12 protein-coding genes and 1 tRNA gene are annotated in these 15,877 nt (G+C 36.1%); 10 read left to right on the forward strand and 3 right to left on the reverse strand.

Annotation, left to right across the window (positions count from 1 at the left end):
- Nucleotides 1-58 precede the first annotated feature (58 nt).
- The 8 genes from BUA89_RS15620 (at nucleotide 59) to BUA89_RS15655 (ending at nucleotide 8,407) form a co-directional block, all read left to right on the forward strand.
- The gene (locus BUA89_RS15620) at nucleotides 59-508 is read left to right on the forward strand and encodes a MarR family winged helix-turn-helix transcriptional regulator (protein ID WP_072960322.1); all 450 of its coding nucleotides are present in this window, start codon (nucleotides 59-61) and stop codon (nucleotides 506-508) included.
- 124 nt (nucleotides 509-632) lie between these two features.
- Entirely contained in the window at nucleotides 633-3,026 is a 2,394-nt protein-coding gene (locus BUA89_RS15625; RefSeq protein ID WP_072960116.1) for a 3-hydroxyacyl-CoA dehydrogenase/enoyl-CoA hydratase family protein, read from the forward strand.
- Nucleotides 3,027-3,110: 84 nt separating this feature from the next.
- Entirely contained in the window at nucleotides 3,111-3,575 is a 465-nt protein-coding gene (gene tnpA, locus BUA89_RS15630) for an IS200/IS605 family transposase (RefSeq protein ID WP_072960130.1), read from the forward strand.
- A gap of 102 nt (nucleotides 3,576-3,677) precedes the next feature.
- Entirely contained in the window at nucleotides 3,678-4,856 is a 1,179-nt protein-coding gene (locus tag BUA89_RS15635) for a thiolase family protein (protein ID WP_072960134.1), read from the forward strand.
- A gap of 23 nt (nucleotides 4,857-4,879) precedes the next feature.
- Nucleotides 4,880-6,658, forward strand: a complete 1,779-nt coding sequence (locus BUA89_RS15640) for an acyl-CoA dehydrogenase family protein (RefSeq protein WP_072960137.1) — start codon at nucleotides 4,880-4,882, stop codon at nucleotides 6,656-6,658.
- A gap of 195 nt (nucleotides 6,659-6,853) precedes the next feature.
- Nucleotides 6,854-7,321, forward strand: a complete 468-nt coding sequence (locus tag BUA89_RS15645) for a hypothetical protein (protein WP_143152360.1) — start codon at nucleotides 6,854-6,856, stop codon at nucleotides 7,319-7,321.
- Nucleotides 7,322-7,359: 38 nt separating this feature from the next.
- Nucleotides 7,360-7,656: a hypothetical protein gene (locus BUA89_RS15650; protein WP_072960142.1), complete on the forward strand. Its 297-nt coding sequence runs from the start codon at nucleotides 7,360-7,362 to the stop codon at nucleotides 7,654-7,656.
- A 304-nt stretch (nucleotides 7,657-7,960) separates the two neighbouring features.
- Nucleotides 7,961-8,407 (forward strand): phosphohydrolase, encoded by a 447-nt coding sequence (locus tag BUA89_RS15655; protein ID WP_083531695.1) that lies wholly within the window; start codon nucleotides 7,961-7,963, stop codon nucleotides 8,405-8,407.
- Nucleotides 8,408-8,476: 69 nt separating this feature from the next.
- Here BUA89_RS15655 and BUA89_RS15660 read toward each other — a convergent pair whose 3' ends face one another.
- Both BUA89_RS15660 and BUA89_RS15665 read right to left on the reverse strand, forming a co-directional pair.
- Nucleotides 8,477-9,193 carry a DUF2490 domain-containing protein gene (locus tag BUA89_RS15660; protein WP_072960145.1) on the reverse strand — a complete coding sequence of 239 codons (717 nt, stop codon included), beginning with the start codon at nucleotides 9,191-9,193 and terminating at the stop codon, nucleotides 8,477-8,479.
- Between the two features lie 74 nt (nucleotides 9,194-9,267).
- Nucleotides 9,268-11,079 (reverse strand): TonB-dependent receptor plug domain-containing protein, encoded by a 1,812-nt coding sequence (locus tag BUA89_RS15665; protein WP_072960149.1) that lies wholly within the window; start codon nucleotides 11,077-11,079, stop codon nucleotides 9,268-9,270.
- A gap of 650 nt (nucleotides 11,080-11,729) precedes the next feature.
- On the opposite strand from BUA89_RS15665, the gene uvrA reads away from it, so the two are divergent.
- A complete protein-coding gene (gene uvrA / locus BUA89_RS15670) occupies nucleotides 11,730-14,522 on the forward strand; it encodes an excinuclease ABC subunit UvrA (protein WP_072960153.1) in 2,793 nt (930 codons plus the stop codon).
- Nucleotides 14,523-14,575: 53 nt separating this feature from the next.
- Here uvrA and BUA89_RS15675 read toward each other — a convergent pair whose 3' ends face one another.
- Nucleotides 14,576-15,211 (reverse strand): NAD(P)-dependent oxidoreductase, encoded by a 636-nt coding sequence (locus tag BUA89_RS15675; protein ID WP_072960157.1) that lies wholly within the window; start codon nucleotides 15,209-15,211, stop codon nucleotides 14,576-14,578.
- A gap of 525 nt (nucleotides 15,212-15,736) precedes the next feature.
- On the opposite strand from BUA89_RS15675, the gene BUA89_RS15680 reads away from it, so the two are divergent.
- Nucleotides 15,737-15,808, forward strand: a tRNA-Arg gene (locus BUA89_RS15680).
- Nucleotides 15,809-15,877 lie beyond the last annotated feature (69 nt).

Here is a 15,877-nt window from a genome sequence, read left to right on the forward strand (position 1 = left end):
ATATTATGCATGCATAATATTTATTAAATTTGGATAAACCCATTTCAACAAATAAATGATGGATAGTAATAAGGATAAAATAGAAAATGTAGATTTAATTTTAAAACAGACCTGGTTAGCTGTTTCAAAAATGTACACGGAACTGGCTCAGGAACATGATTCTACGGCTGTTCAGGCGCTTACTCTTCTTAAAATTGATCCGAAAGAAGGAACAAGAAGTACGAATCTGGGACCGAAAATGGCTATCGAACCGACTTCTCTTACAAGAATCATCAAACTTCTCGAAGACAATGGATATATCTACAAAGAAAAAACGACGACCGATAAACGCGAGGTGATTATTAAACTCACAGATAAAGGCTTGAATTCAAGAAATATGTCTAAAGAAGTTGTGGTAAATTTTAATAAAAAAGTGATGGAAAAGATTGCACCTGAAAAATTGGAAACTTTTAAGGAAGTCATGACAGAAATCATGAAGATTGCAACGGATTTAAATAACAGAAAATAAAATCTACAATATGTCATTCTGACAAAGGAAGAATCTATTTAAATGTAAAAATTGAAATTCTTCATTACACTTTATTTCATCCAGAATGCCAAGAAAATTAATACAATTACAAATAATAAATCAAATGAAAAGAAGAATCAAACACGTTACAGTTCTTGGTTCAGGAATTATGGGAAGCGGTATTGCGGCGCACTTTGCCAATATTGGTGTAGAAGTTTCGCTCCTGGATATCGTTCCTTTTGAACTCACTGAAGCAGAACAGAAAAAAGGTTTGACCAAAGATGATAAAGCGGTAAGAAACAGAATCGCTTCGGAAAACTTTGAAAAACTGAAAAAAGCAAGTCCGGCTCTACTCTATTCTCCAAAATTCGCAGATAGAATTAAAGTTGGGAACTTCGACGATGATTTACCGAAAATAAAAAATACAGACTGGATTATTGAAGTTGTGGTTGAAAGACTTGACATCAAAAAATCCGTTTACGAAAAAATTGAACAGTTCAGAAAACCGGGAACATTGATTTCTTCAAACACATCAGGAATTCCTATTCACTTATTAACGGAAGGAAGAAGCGATGATTTCAAACATTATTTTGCAGGAACTCACTTTTTCAATCCTGTGAGATATCTTCCTCTTTTAGAGATTATTCCAACAAACGACACAAATCCGGAAATCATTGATTTCTATATGAATTACGGAGCGAAATTCTTAGGAAAAACAACGGTTTTAGCAAAAGATACTCCTGCATTTATTGCCAACAGAATCGGAGTTTTTTCAATGATGGATTTGCTTCACAATGTTCAGAAATTAGGATTAACGGTTTCTGAAGTTGATAAATTAACAGGTCCTGTAATTGGCCGTCCAAAATCTGCAACATTCAGAACTGCGGATGTTGTTGGTCTGGATACATTGGTGATGGTGGCAAACGGCGTTCGTCAAAGCGGTGCCGAAGCTAATGATTTCAATGATGTTTTTGCACTTCCTGATTATATCCAAAAAATGGTTGATAATAAATGGCTAGGTTCAAAAACAGAACAAGGTTTCTACAAAAAAGTGAAAAATGCAGAAGGAAAATCTGAAATTCACGGTTTAAATCTTGATACTTTAGAATATGAACTTCAAGGAAAATCTTCTTTCCCGACTTTAGAATTAACAAAAAATATTGACAAGCCAATTGATAGATTTAAAGTTTTAATTGGCGGAAAAGATAAAGCCGGAGAGCTTTACAGAAAATCTTTAGGAGCATTATTCGCTTACGTTTCACACAAAGTTCCTGAAATTTCTGACGAAGTTTATAAAATCGACGATGCCATGAGAGCAGGCTTCGGTTGGGAAAACGGTCCGTTTGAAATCTGGGATGCTGTTGGTGTTCAAAAAGGAATTGAATTGGCAACAGAAGCAGGTTATCAGGTTTCAGACTGGGTAAAAAATGTAGAGACTTTCTATAAAGTTAATAATGAAGGACAAAGCATTTATGTTGATAAAAATTCTGGTGAATACAAAAAAATTCCCGGTCAGGATGCTTTCATTATTTTAGATAATATCAGAAAAAACAAAACGCTTTGGAGTAATTCAGGAGCTGCAATTGAAGATTTAGGTGACGGAATCATCAACTTTGAAATCCGTTCTAAGATGAACTCTTTAGGAGGAGAAGTTTTGGACGGATTGAACAGAGCTATTGATTTAGCTGAAAAAGAATACGACGGTTTAGTAATAGGAAATCAAGGTGCTAATTTCTCTGTGGGAGCGAATTTAGCGATGATTTTAATGATGGCGATCGAACAGGATTGGGATGATTTGAATATGGCAATTGCCTATTTCCAAAAATCGATGATGAGAGTTCGCTATTCTTCAATTCCTGTCGTAGTTGCTCCTCACGGAATGACACTTGGTGGCGGTTGCGAAATGACGATGCACGCCGACAGAGTTGTCGCAGCAGCAGAAACTTACATCGGATTGGTTGAAACCGGAGTTGGTGTAATTCCTGGTGGTGGTGGAACGAAAGAGTTGACTTTGAGAACGTCAAGAGAATTCCACAACGATGATGTGAAAAACAACAGACTTCGCGAAGCTTTCATGAATATCGCAATGGGTAAAGTGGCAACTTCTGCTTATGAAGCCTACGACATGGGAATCCTTGAAAAAGGAAAAGACATCGTTTCTGTAAGCAAAAACAGACAGATTGCAGAAGCTAAAAAAGTTGCAAAACTATTAGCTGAGCAAGGCTACACGCAACCAATCGAACAGAAAGTAAAAGTTTTGGGTAAAGATGCATTGGGAATGTTCTATGTAGGAACCGACCAAATGTTAACCGGAAATTACATCTCTGAACACGACAAAAAAATTGCAGATAAATTGGCCAACGTGATGGTCGGCGGAAATCTTTCCGAACCTACAGTCGTTACGGAACAATATTTATTGAATCTTGAAAGAGAGACATTCTTGCAACTTTGTGGTGAAAGAAAAACATTGGAGAGAATTCAGTACATGTTACAAAATGGAAAGCCTTTGAGAAATTAATGGCGAGCTCCGTAGGAGCGAACTGTTAATAGCAGAATAATTTTAGAAAACATCGAGCCTCGTAGAGGCGACCTGTTAATTTTTATGGCAAATACATACACACAAATTTATATTCAAATTGTTTTCACTGTCAAAGGAAGACAAAATCTGATTTCAAAAGAAAACAGAGAAGAATTACATAGATTTATTACAGGTATTATTTCTCATAGAAATCAAAAATTATTCGCAGTTTTTGCAATGCCGGATCATATACATATTCTTGTAAGTATGAGTCCAACAGTTTCAATTTCAGATTTAGTAAGAGATATTAAAGCAGGTTCATCAAAATTCATTAATGAAAAAGGATGGATGAATGGAAAATTTAATTGGCAGGAAGGATACGGAGCTTTTTCCTATTCTAAAAGCAGTTTAGATTCTGTTGTTAAATATATTTTAAATCAAGAAGAACATCATAAAAAGAAAACATTTCAAGAAGAATATTTGGATTTCATGGAAAAATTTGAAATTGAGTATGATCCAAAATATTTATTTGAATGGATTGAAGATTAACAGGTCGCTCCTACGGGGCTCCACGCAACATTGCAAAACAAGCTATGAACAGTATACCTCTACGAGGCAAAACTCTCAAAACAATTTAATTAAACAAAAAATATGAAAACAGCATATATAGTAAAGGGTTTCAGAACTGCCGTTGGAAAAGCTCCAAAAGGAAGTTTAAGATTTACAAGACCCGATGTAATGGCGGCAACCGTGATTGAAAAATTAATGGCTGAACTTCCGCAATTAGACAAAAACAGAATCGATGACCTTATCGTAGGAAATGCGATGCCCGAAGCTGAACAAGGCTTGAACGTGGCACGTTTGATTTCTTTGATGGGTCTAAATACAGACAAAGTTCCCGGAGTTACCGTAAACAGATACTGTGCCTCAGGAAGTGAGGCGATTGCGATTGCATCCGCAAAAATCCAGGCCGGAATGGCGGATTGTATTATTGCAGGAGGAACAGAATCAATGTCTTACATTCCGATGGGTGGTTACAAACCGGTTCCTGAAACGGATATTGCCAAAACAAACCCTGATTATTATTGGGGAATGGGCTATACAGCGGAAGAAGTTGCAAAACAATACAATATCACAAGAGAAGAACAGGATCAGTTTGCGTTTGAGTCTCACATGAAGGCTTTAAAAGCCAATCAGGAAGGAAAATTTGCCAACCAGATTGTTCCGATTCCTGTTGAATATAATTTCCTGGATGAAAACCAGAAAATGCAGACTAAAAAGTTTGACTTTTCAGTAGATGAAGGCCCAAGAGCAGATACCTCTTTTGAAGGTTTGGCTAAATTAAGACCCGTTTTTGCAAATGGAGGAAGCGTAACTGCCGGAAACTCTTCTCAAATGAGTGATGGAGCGGCTTTCGTGATGGTGATGAGCGAAGAGATGGTAAAGGAATTAGGATTAGAGCCTGAAGCAAGATTGGTTGCTTATGCAGCAGCAGGTCTTGAGCCAAGAATCATGGGAATGGGACCAATTTATGCAATTCCAAAAGCTTTAAAACAGGCAGGTTTAGAATTAAAAGATATTGAATTAATCGAGTTAAACGAAGCGTTCGCATCGCAATCCGTTGCTATTAAAAAAGAACTAGATTTAAATCCTGATATTTTAAATGTAAATGGTGGTGCCATCGCTTTAGGTCACCCGCTTGGATGCACAGGAACAAAATTAACGGTTCAGCTTCTTGACGAAATGAGAAAACGCGGAAACCAATACGGAATGGTTTCTATGTGTGTGGGAACAGGACAGGGAGCAGCTTCAATTTTTGAATTACTTTAAAATATAAAAAAATCAAATATTAAATGGGAAATATTGTAAAAGGTGGAGAATTCTTAATTAAAGAAATTCCTGCAAATGAAATTTTCAGTTTGGAAGAACTGAGTGAAGAACAAAAAATGCTTCGCGATTCTGCGAAAGAATTTATAGATAGAGAAGTAATTCCGCATCATGATCGTTTTGAGAAGAAAGATTATGCATTAACAGAGCAAACAATGCGTCAACTTGGCGAAATGGGGCTTTTAGGAATTACAGTTCCTGAAGAATACGGAGGTCTAGGAATGGGATTCGTGAGCACAATGTTGGCTTGTGATTATGTTTCTGGAGGAAACGGTTCATTAGCAACGGCTTATGGAGCGCATACAGGAATCGGTACGCTTCCGACTCTACTTTACGGAAGTGAAGAATTAAAAAAGAAATACCTTCCGGATTTAGCGACAGGAACAAAATTCGGAGCATATTGTTTGACTGAGCCGGATGCAGGTTCTGATGCGAATTCAGGAAAAACAAGAGCAAGATTGTCAGAGGATGGAAAACATTATATCATCAACGGACAAAAAATGTGGATTTCCAATGCAGGTTTTGCAGATACTTTCACTTTGTTTGCGAAAATTGATGATGATAAAAACATCACAGGTTTTGTAATCAACCGTTCTGAATTAGAAAATCCTGAAAGTCTGACTTTCGGTGAGGAAGAGCACAAATTAGGTATCCGTTCATCTTCTACGCGTCAGGTTTTCTTTAATGATATGAAAGTTCCTGTTGAGAATATGCTGGGTGAAAGAAACAACGGTTTCAAAATCGCTTTGAATGCATTAAATGTTGGTAGAATTAAATTAGCTGCTGCAAACCTTGACGGACAAAGAAGAATTTTAAATCACTCAATTCAATATTCAAACGAAAGAAAGCAGTTTGGAGTTTCTATTTCAACTTTCGGAGCAATCAGAAAGAAAATTGCTGAAATGTCAACTGGGGTTTTCGTGAGTGAAGCAGGATCTTACCGTTTAGCAAAAAATGTTGAGGATAAAATTGCAGAATTAGTTGCAGGTGGAATGGATCATCAACAAGCTGAATTAAAAGGTGTTGAAGAGTTTGCTGTAGAAGCTTCAATTTTAAAAGTTTTCGTTTCAGATTTAACGCAGGTTACAGCCGATGAAGGAATCCAGATCTATGGTGGAATGGGATTCTCAGAAGATACTCCGATGGAGTCTGCATGGAGAGATGCAAGAATCGGTAGAATTTATGAAGGAACCAACGAAATCAACAGACTTCTTGCGGTTGGAATGTTGATTAAGAGAGCAATGAAGGGAGAATTAGATTTACTTTCTCCTGCAATGGCGATTAGTAAAGAATTGATGGGAATTCCGTCATTTGAAGTTCCGGACTATTCTGCATTTATGAGTGAAGAAAAAGCAATCATTGCAAATCTTAAGAAAGTTTTCTTAATGGTTTCAGGGGCTGCGCTTCAAAAATATATGATGGATATTGAAAAACAGCAACATTTATTGTTGAATGCTTCTGAAATTCTGAACCAAATCTATATGGCAGAATCTGCCGTACTGAGAGCAGAAAAACACTTCTCTGCGGATTCTGTGGAAGCTGCAATGGCGCAATTAAATCTTTATAAAGCTGTTGAGAAAATCATCGTAGCGGCAAAAGAAGGAATTGTCTCTTTTGCTGAAGGTGACGAACAGAGAATGATGCTTTCAGGATTGAGACGATTTACAAAATATACTAATCATCCGAATGTAGTAGCGTTGACAGAAAAAATCGCGGCACATTTTATCGGAAAAGGAGCTTATTAGTCTTTTATATATAAATTTTGATTTCAACAAAACGTCTCATTTTGAGGCGTTTTTTATTATCTTTAAAATTATAAACAAATCCATTTAATGAGATCAAAATTTTATATCCTTATAGCAATTCTTACATTTTGCATATCTTATTCTCAGATCAAAGATACTCTTGATGATTGTAATGGCAGATTCAAAGACATTACAATGAGCAATCTAAAATCAGTATATGATTATAGAAATTTAGAACATTATAAAAGGAAATTTATAAGAACCGGAAGAGTTTTAGAGTGTGCCTATGATGAGTTTAAACGAGCAAGAGAAATGTCATGTCAAAATGCCAAATTAATAGAGAAAAAATACCCATTTATCTTAGATGAAATAAAAAAAACAGCAAAAGATCATCCTAATTATTTAGATTTAAATATGTTCTGGATTGAAAAGAAAAATGATACTAAAGATGATGAAAACTTTAATCTTAGTGCAGAAGATGAAAAAGTATTCGAAAAATGGAAGTCCCAAAAAAATCATTCTTACTTTTCAGCAGTAATTATTTCAAGCGTGATTGATGATCATAATGAATATGTTCAGCTTACCATTACTTTTCCGAAAGAAGTAATAAAAAAGACCTTTAAATTGTCTTATAAATATGACTGGAGTTTTAAACAGCTTTAGATTAAATATTTTTACAATTTTTAAGAAAACATAGCAAAATGAAAATATTACTATTTCCAATTCTATTAATTTCGGTTTCACTTTCCGCACAGGAAAAGCCTAAAAAGCAGTTAATTCCAAAAACAGATACCATTCTATATCCTAAGTTGAATCCTGTAAAAATACAGCAGCCCCAACAGGAAAACCAGACGAAAAATCTTTACAAAATGCCTGTGGCAAAGCCAAAGGAAGGTACAAAATATTCCGGTCTTAATAAAAAGATCGAAGCGAAAGATTATAAAATGCTTAAGCCGGCTTCTCCTGAAAAGCCTAAAGATACTGTTAAAGCCAAGTAGCTCAAGACAAGATTGCTTTTTAAAAAGACCAAAAATAATCGGCTGATAGGGTTGAAAAATAATTTGAATATCCGTTATTTATCATACTTGGATTTTAACCAAGAATAGCATTAAAGATTTCACAAAGAACACAAGAGTTGTGAACTTTGTAGATAACCCTAGTGTACGTTGTGGTAAAAATAATCATGATTACAGCACACAACATTCATTATAGCATATTGCGGACAATCAGAAAAAATAAAATTCCATTAAATGCTTCAAAATTTTGGAGCATTTTTTATTTTTGTACTCTACTTTACATAAAATGACAAAAGACGAAATGCTCCACCGAGCAATAAAGATAGCTGATAAGGCGCATAAAGGACAAACTGATAAATACCACGCTCCATACATTGCTCACGTTATGCGCGTTATGGAATACGGAAAAACAATGGACGAGAAAATCGTTGGTGTTTTACATGATGTGGTGGAAGATCACCCCCAGGATTTCAGTTTGGATTATTTAAGGGATCAGGGTTTTCCGGAATATATTATTTTCGCAGTAAGCTGCCTTACCAAGTTTGATCCGGATGAAGACTATGACGATTTCGTAAAAAGAACCGAGCGCTCTCCGCTTGCTGTTGCCGTAAAGCTTAATGATCTTCGTGATAATATGGATCTGAGAAGAGTAAACCGTGAGCTTACTCCAAAAGATATTAAGAGATTCAACAAGTATTTAAAGGCCTATCATTATTTGATTGATAAATATTAAAAATAAAACCTTCCTTGAATTCAGTTGAATTTGAGGAAGGTTTTATTTTTAATTAGTGAAGACAAAATCTTAATCGGCTCCCGGATAATCAAATGTTTTCACAGGATGATTGGTCCCGTCGATATTGATATTTAAAGCAACATACAGAAAATGAAAATTCTGGTTATTGGTTGCATTAAATTCTCTCTGCCAAAGATATCCTGCTGCAACTCCGATGCTGTTATCGATCTGATAACCGCCTCCCGCATATACTCTGTTTCTTGCGAAAGTAGGTTTCATAGGGGTTACAAGGAAAATTTCGTCATATACGTTTGCGAAAACTGTTCCTTTTTTCACTTCTTTTGAATTCAATGGCACACTTACATTCAAACGGTAACGGTAGCGCATTCTTTCCGAACTTTTATCTGTCTGAGGTTCATAAAACCAGCTTTTTTCGGCACGTAAACGGTTTTCAAATTTTACGATTCCTTTTTTAATATCAATTACATCCTGCAGCCAGACTCTGAATTCTTCTTTGTTTATGGCATGTTCTTTATAGGTTGCATATCGTCCCAAACCGATAAAAGGCTTATGATTTTTGGTAAGATAATAACCCAATCCTCCTTTTATCTCATAATAATCGGGATAAGTAAATTCATTAATACTTCTCATCTGACCTTCTGCGTAAAGAAAAAATTTCGGGTGAAACTTATACGTTACTGTCAATGCACTAAATCCGGAAATATGTTCCTGAGCTTTAATAAATGTAAGACTTAAAAATAAGCTAAGACTTAAGAAAAGTTTCATCTGAAAAAATTTTTGCAAATGTAAACGAATTAACAATTTCGTAATATTAACTTTACTTCATTCTCTGTTAACATTTATTTAATATTGATATTATAAGAAAACCCAATGTGGAACCATCTTTGAGGCATTGGTACACCGAAATTTTCTGTATATGAAGTATTTGTAATATTATTGATTAAAACATACACCGAATAATCCTTTTTAGTAAAACTCAGCTTTTCATCCAGGATCTGATAATCTCCAAGGTTCGCTCTGTAATTATATCGGTAAACCAGTTCATTGGTAAAGCTTTTCAGGAAGGTAATATCCAGTTTCGAGATAAACTGATGCTTCAGATTATCCATAATATATCTTGAAACATTGCTGTTCGTAATGCTTGATTTGTTGTCTAAATAGGTATAGCTCACCGAATATCGCAGCCAGTTCAAAGGCTTATGATCCCATTCCATCTCGATTCCTTTGGTTTCGGTATCCCCTACATTGAAGGCATACCATGTTGGATCCTCCAATGTTTTTTTGGTCCAGTCGATAGAATTCTTCGAGTCTCTTACAAAACCACTTATTTTGGCTAACATTCCCTTTTTCTGATACTGATAACCGACTTCTGCCGACACTGCATTTTCCGGCTCTAAAGCAGGATTTCCCACCTCTGTTTTGCTTACATAATAAAGATCTGTAAAGCTCGGAACCCTCGACACTCTCGAAATATTTCCGTAGACTTTATGGCTTGGGTTAAAGTTGTACCCCACATCCAGCCCCGGATAAAAAAAGTTTCCGACTTTGGAATAGCTTGCCCATGAAATTCCCGGACTGATATTCAATTTCTTGTCTAATAAAGAGAAATGGTGCTCGAAAAAGAACTGTGATACAAAACGGTTTCTTTCCCCAAGATTATTGCTTGATAAAAACTCTTTTCTCAGCTCTACACCTACACCCGTTGTTCCCAATCCCCATTGGTAGCTGGAGTTTACCTCTCCTCCTACATTATTCCCGATATGCATATTTCTGTAGATCTCAGGTTTTTGTCTGTTGAAAACATACATGTCCTGCCCTCTTCTCCAATATACATTAGAATGGATTTTAAGTTTATTAAAAGTCTGTTGATGCGCAATACTTACAATAGAAGCCTGAGTTTCCTCGTACTGTTCGGTAGCCGCTTTTGAGGAATAAAAACCATTGGCGCCAAACTTCTTTTCAGAAAAACCGGCCTGAAGTCTGATGTCACCGTCTTTTATATTCAGTTTACTCTGATAAAAAACATTTCGGATCTCATAATCTGTATTGTACATATATCCCTGAGAGGAATTTGAATTGGCCTGAAGAGCATTCGAAAACTTTTCATTTCCCATCTGGGCATTCAGTCCGAACCCGAAGGTTTCGTAATCTCCCGCTTCAGCACTTATTTTTACTCTTTTCCCAATATGCGTTTTGGTAATGACATTGATAACACCTGCATAGGCATTCTGCCCGAATCTTCTTGCTCCCGGTCCTTTTATTACCTCTATTCTTTCCACATCATCAAGGTCAATCGGAAGATTCATAGAATTGTGCCCCGTTTGCGAATCGTTCATTCTGATGCCGTTCAGCAACAAAAGTACCTGCTCAAAAGAGCTCCCGCGGAAGCTGATATCACTTTGCACCCCATTGGCCCCTCTCCTTCTGATATCCATCCCCGAAACCTGCTGAAGAACCTCATCAATACTTTTGGCCGGAGAATTTTCAAGATCTTCTCTGGTGATCACGGTAATATTCTGGTTGGCAATTTTATAGGGAACCGAGATCAGTTTTCCCTGGATTTCAATGGATTCTATATCAGTTGATTTTTCCTGTGCCTGGGCAAAAAATAAGGCTCCGAGGAAAAAGATACTTCCGGCTTTTTTAATCATATTTTATCAGAATTATTCTCAGTTAGTTTCGTAGGCCCAAAAGTAGTAGAGTTCATGAAGAACCGCAAATGATAGTTGTCATAAAAAAAGATGCAGTTTGTTGCTGCATCTTCTTGGGACTAATCACGTATTTTTATCTTTTTCTCATTAAATGTGTAACAAGATCTCTGAATAACTTTCTCATTTCTATATTACAAATTTATGAATGCAATTTTAAATAATTTTAGCATATAAAACAATACCATAAACTTAAAATTCTTAAAAATTAACATTGAGAATCAATGATATGCACTGAACAGCATCTCTTTTTTGAAGATTTGATAAATTTTAACATATTAACAATCCAATACTTGCGAATCTTCTAATTGTGAGTCCTTTTCCTAAAGTATCCAGGCATGCTGAAATTTCTCTTTTTTATCAGACCGACCCACTCGCCCATATCGGTTACCCTGATACGCCCGTATCAGCCATCCTGATACGCTCGATACTGACCGACCCACTCGCCCGAGTGTGTCACCCCCATTCGGGCGAGTGTGGATGACACACTAACCCGTTACTGAAAATACATGCTTTTTTATTCTTCTGATCCCTTTAATTTTAAGCCAATAAATCCGTCAGAAATTCGTAATTTTGTTAGTCTTAATTTTACTATGGCTAATACAACAGATATAGATATTAAAAAGCAGATTTTTGTTAAGAATGCACATCTTAATAATCTGAAACACATCGATGTTCTTATCCCGAAAAATAAACTGATCGTCATTACAGGAGTTTCCGGAAGCGGAAAGTCTTCCCTAGCTTTTGATACTATTTATGCGGAAGGACAGAGAAGATATGTAGAGAGCTTAAGCTCTTATGCACGACAGTTTTTGGGTAAGCTGGAAAAACCGAAAGTGGATGATATTAAAGGTTTAGCACCTTCTATCGCCATTCAGCAAAAGGTAATTTCTTCGAATCCAAGATCGACAGTAGGAACCTCAACGGAGATTTATGATTATATGAAGCTTCTTTTTGCCAGAATCGGGAAAACCTATTCTCCGGTTTCAGGGGAAGAAGTGAAAAAAGATTCGGTGACGGATGTAGTAGATTTTATTAAAGCTTCCAAAAAAGATACTTCTTTTTTACTGACCGCTCCTTACGAATATGATGCTGCGAATTTTGGTGAAAACTTAAATGTTTTAAAGCTTGCCGGATTCACAAGGTTAGAAATCAATGGAAATGTGGCGGGAATTGAAGATCTTGAAAGTTTTGGTTTCACTCCTGAAAAAGGAATGGTCATCAACTTAGTTATCGACCGTTTTGCGTATGAAGAAGATGAAAGTTTCCTACAACGTCTGGCAGACTCTATTCAGATGGCATTTTATGAAGGTCGAGGATATTGTTCGTTAAAAAATACGGATACAGGCAAAATCAAAGAATTCTCCAACAAATTTGAACTTGACGGCATTGAATTCCTTGAACCAAATGTTCATTTTTTCAGCTTTAATAATCCTTACGGAGCGTGCCCGACTTGTGAAGGCTACGGAAAAGTAATTGGAATTGATGAAGATTTAGTGATTCCAAACAAAACATTATCCATTTTCGAGGATGCCGTTGCTTCATGGAAAGGAGAAAGCATGAGCGAATGGAAAAAAGATTTCATTAAAAAAGCAAAAGACTTCCCTATTCATAAGCCTTATCATCAATTAACCAAAGAGCAGAAAAAATATCTCTGGAAAGGTGACGGGAAAAGTACCTTCCCTTCGATTGATAATTTCTTCAGAATGCTGGAGGAGAATTTATACAAAATCCAGTACCGTGTGATGCTTTCCCGTTATCGCGGAAAAACGCTTTGCCCCACCTGTGAAGGACTGAGACTTCGTGAAGAAACGAGTTGGGTAAAAATTGACGGACACAATATCCAGTCGATGATCGAGCTTCCTTTGGACGAGCTTTTCCCTTTGATTGACAATCTGAAATTATCCGATCACGATCAGGAAGTTGCCAAAAGATTACTGTACGAAATCACCACCCGACTTGAATTTTTATTGAAAGTAGGTTTAGGATATTTAACTTTAAACAGAACTTCCAACACGCTTTCCGGTGGGGAAAGTCAGAGAATTAACTTAGCAACAAGCCTGGGAAGTTCTTTGGTGGGTTCTATTTATATTCTGGATGAGCCGTCGATCGGTCTTCACTCGAGAGATACGGAAAACCTGATTGAAGTACTGCAGAATCTTCGTGACCTTGGAAACACGGTAATTGTTGTGGAACACGATGAAGATGTGATGAAAGCTGCGGATTATATCATTGATATTGGTCCGGAAGCCGGTTATCTGGGAGGTGAATTGGTTTTTGCAGGCGATTACAAAGAGCTGAAAGATGCAGATACCTTAACCTCAAAATATTTAACCGGAAGATTAGAAATTGAAGTTCCGAAAAAGCGCAGAAAAGCGAAAGAATGGATTCATATAAAAGGAGCACGACAGAATAATTTAAAGAATATTGATGTTGACGTTCCTTTGGAAAGTCTTACCGTAATTTCCGGAGTTTCAGGAAGCGGAAAATCTACTCTGATGAAGGAAATTCTGACGAACGATATCCAGATCCAGCTGGGAATGGGTGGTAAAAAAGGAGATTACGACTCTGTGGATTTCCCAACCAAGCTGATTAAACACATTGAGTTAATCGACCAAAACCCGATCGGAAAATCTTCCCGTTCTAATCCTGTTACTTATCTGAAGGCTTACGACGATATTAGAGATCTGTTTGCGAAACAGAAAGTAGCTAAAATGATGGGGTACAAGCCTAAACATTTCTCTTTCAACGTAGACGGCGGAAGATGCGACGAATGTAAGGGTGAAGGCGTTATCAATGTTTCCATGCAGTTCATGGCAGATATCGAACTGGAATGCGAGGTTTGTAAAGGAACCCGTTTCAAAAACGAAATTCTGGAAGTGAAATATGATGAAAAGAATATTTCGGATATCCTCCACATGACGGTTGATGAAGCACTGGAGTTTTTCAAAGATAATCATGAAGAGAAGATTGCGACCAAGTTAAAACCTTTACAGGACGTTGGTCTGGGATATCTGCAGTTGGGACAAAGCTCTTCTACCCTTTCCGGTGGGGAGGCGCAGCGTGTAAAACTGGCTTCGTTCCTGGTAAAAGGGGTAACGACAGATAAGACATTGTTTATATTTGATGAACCTTCTACAGGTCTTCATTTCCATGATATCCAGAAATTGCTGAAATCATTACAGGCTTTGATTGATCTGGGACATTCTGTGATTGTTATCGAACATCAGCCAGATATTATTAAATCGGCAGATTATATTATCGACATTGGCCCAGAAGCCGGAAAACATGGCGGTGAAGTTGTCTTTACAGGAACACCGGAAGATTTGGCAAAAAATAAAAAATCTCACACAGCGAAGTATATTAAAGAAAAGCTGGAGAACTAAAATAGAACAGAGAGTATTTTTTACTCTCTGTTTTTTATTTGAACCATTAAGATTTACAAATTATACAAAAACGGACTCTGATTAATAAAAGCCTCATCATTGATCTGTGAAACTAAAAATTTGGCCAAATCCGTTGCTGAAATGTTTTCTCCGTTGCAGTCTTTCAGGTTTGTTTCCGTCTTAAAGCTTTCAGAAGTCTGAACGATTAAAGGAAGCCTTACCAACGTCCAATACAGATTGCTATCAGTCAACAGTTCGTATTCTTTTTGTTTATCAATCGTGGTTTTCGGGTAATTCTGATACATCCAGGCTGTTGCCATTTTTACTTTTTCGTTCTTATGATCGAAGGGAGTGTTGACATTTAATCCTGTCGTGACGATGTATCTTTTAATTCCGTGAGCGTTCATTGCTTTAATAATGTTTTTAGTTGCATCACTGAAAATAGGCTCCTCACCTGCCGGCTGCCCTAAAGTGCTTATGACCGCATCACAGTTTTTGATTAAATTATTAATGGAATCATAGTTTCTTGCATCCCCTTTTACGATTTCGATCAAAGGGTTTCCAAGAGTAAAATTTTCGGGATTTCTGAGTAATAATTTTATTAAATAGTTTTGATTTAAAAGCTGTTGAACAAGATACTTTCCTGATTTTCCTGTTCCGCCGATTACGGCAATTGTATTTGTTTTCATAATGTTCTCTTTATAGTTTGAAAACCAAATTGCAAAAATCTGGATTGCAATTCTGATTTCTAATTAAAATAATAGATAAATTAAAGCTCAAAGACTTTGAACCTTCAGATTTTCAGGGATTAAGAATTTACCTGAAATATTTGGATACTATTTATAAAGAGATTTTAATGAATTAAAGATAAGGAATTAAATTATAAACACGTTATTTAAAGTTACTAACAAATTATTGTGGATAACTTGTGAATTTTAACAATAAATTCATGGTAAATAGAAAATTAATTCCTACATTTACTATGTAATAAATCTGAAAATGAATTCAAATTTTGCTTTTTTCAGTTTTGAAATTGCAATTAAATTTATAAAAATTTAAGCACAGCATTGTCGGCTGTGCTTTTTTATTGTTGTCTAATTAAAAAAATGAGATGTATTTATCTACTGAGTCCGCTCCTAAAGAGCGGATTCTTTTATTTATTTTATTTTTGATTTACTATCCAATCATTTAATTTGATAACTTTGAATAAATACGGTCTCATAGTTCAATGGATAGAACAAAAGTTTCCTAAACTTTAGATCCAAGTTCGATTCTTGGTGAGATCATTTCTCAAATCAATTTAAAATGATACCATATTTTTGTTTAAAAATTCTATTTTTGCTAAAATTTTCATA

The organism is Chryseobacterium arachidis (genome assembly GCF_900129245.1).
GTDB classification, from domain to species: Bacteria; Bacteroidota; Bacteroidia; order Flavobacteriales; family Weeksellaceae; genus Chryseobacterium; species Chryseobacterium arachidis.

What these genes read in the sequence shown, in the direction of transcription:
- BUA89_RS15620 (WP_072960322.1), top strand. Translation starts at nt 59, where the DNA reads ATGGATAGTAATAAGGATAAAATAGAAAATGTAGATTTAATTTTAAAA.
- BUA89_RS15655 (WP_083531695.1), top strand. Translation starts at nt 7,961, where the DNA reads ATGACAAAAGACGAAATGCTCCACCGAGCAATAAAGATAGCTGATAAG.
- BUA89_RS15625 (WP_072960116.1), top strand. Translation starts at nt 633, where the DNA reads ATGAAAAGAAGAATCAAACACGTTACAGTTCTTGGTTCAGGAATTATG.
- BUA89_RS15660 (WP_072960145.1), bottom strand. Translation starts at nt 9,193, where the DNA reads ATGAAACTTTTCTTAAGTCTTAGCTTATTTTTAAGTCTTACATTTATT.
- BUA89_RS15645 (WP_143152360.1), top strand. Translation starts at nt 6,854, where the DNA reads ATGAGCAATCTAAAATCAGTATATGATTATAGAAATTTAGAACATTAT.
- BUA89_RS15650 (WP_072960142.1), top strand. Translation starts at nt 7,360, where the DNA reads ATGAAAATATTACTATTTCCAATTCTATTAATTTCGGTTTCACTTTCC.
- BUA89_RS15640 (WP_072960137.1), top strand. Translation starts at nt 4,880, where the DNA reads ATGGGAAATATTGTAAAAGGTGGAGAATTCTTAATTAAAGAAATTCCT.
- BUA89_RS15665 (WP_072960149.1), bottom strand. Translation starts at nt 11,079, where the DNA reads ATGATTAAAAAAGCCGGAAGTATCTTTTTCCTCGGAGCCTTATTTTTT.
- tnpA (WP_072960130.1), top strand. Translation starts at nt 3,111, where the DNA reads ATGGCAAATACATACACACAAATTTATATTCAAATTGTTTTCACTGTC.
- BUA89_RS15635 (WP_072960134.1), top strand. Translation starts at nt 3,678, where the DNA reads ATGAAAACAGCATATATAGTAAAGGGTTTCAGAACTGCCGTTGGAAAA.
- BUA89_RS15675 (WP_072960157.1), bottom strand. Translation starts at nt 15,211, where the DNA reads ATGAAAACAAATACAATTGCCGTAATCGGCGGAACAGGAAAATCAGGA.
- uvrA (WP_072960153.1), top strand. Translation starts at nt 11,730, where the DNA reads ATGGCTAATACAACAGATATAGATATTAAAAAGCAGATTTTTGTTAAG.